The sequence below is a fragment of the Arthrobacter sp. JCM 19049 genome (assembly GCF_001310435.1).
Genome location: NZ_BAXF01000734.1, coordinates 1 through 863, shown reverse-complemented (window position 1 = coordinate 863; position 863 = coordinate 1). Strand labels below are relative to the sequence as shown.

The 863-nt window shown below is 66.9% G+C and carries 1 protein-coding gene and 1 pseudogene; both read right to left on the bottom strand.

The genetic code is table 11. The features are described from left to right. Positions 1-430: pseudogene (locus JCM19049_RS22830) on the bottom strand (MFS transporter); the annotation flags it as partial. 17 nt (positions 431-447) lie between these two features. Beyond that, positions 448-615, bottom strand: a complete 168-nt coding sequence (locus JCM19049_RS22825) for a hypothetical protein (protein WP_306420834.1) — start codon at positions 613-615, stop codon at positions 448-450. Between the last annotated feature and the right edge of the window lie 248 nt (positions 616-863).

The window sequence follows — 863 nt, the reverse complement described above, 5'->3', positions numbered from 1 at the left end:
TTCCGGTCAGCTGGGCCGAGGCCAGGCCAAGACCCAGCCCATACAACACCAACGGCGCCGCAACAGCCAGCGGCGGGACGCCCGCGGAGAGCACCACGGCCAGGATCAGGACGCCAAGGGTTTCCATGCCCAGGCCCAGCAGCACTGTCCCGGCCGCGGAAATCCTGGCGGCCAGGTGACGGGCCAGAGCCCCGGAAATGAACGCGCCCACCGCCATGGCCACCAGCACCAACCCGGAGGACAGCACGGAGAGCCCCAGGGCATTGACCAAAAACAGCGGCAAGACGAACAACAGCGCGAACTCACCAATCGCCACGCTTGCGGCGGTCAGGTTTCCCCAGGAGAACGTGGGGACGGTAAACAGCTGCAGTTCCAGCAGGGCCGAGCGGCGCACCCGCGCCCGGTGCCGTTCCCAGAAGATGAACAGCACAATGGCCGCTGCCGCAATCAGCAGGCAACCGGGACAATGGATATCGCGGCATCCGCGGGCCAGATGAAGGGGCCCACGCGCAGCTCGGACTTCGGCTTCCACCAGCCGGTCTCGGGTCCTTCGATAATGGCGAACACCAGGGCACCCATCCCCAGCGCACTGAGCAAGGCGCCGTCCACATCCACGCCGCGGGCCGGCTTTCCACCTTGGTTTCCGGGACGAAGACCAGCGCCAGCACCAGCAGCACCGCGCCCAGGGGCAGGTTCACCAGAAAGATCCAGTGCCAAGAGGCATATTGCGTCAACAGGCCGCCGGCCAGGGTCCCACGGCGGCGGCGCCGGAAATCACCGCACCCCAGATGCCAAACGCGGCGGCGCGCTGCTTGCCCTGAAACATGGCATTCACCGTGGACAGCGTGGCCGGCATGATGCAG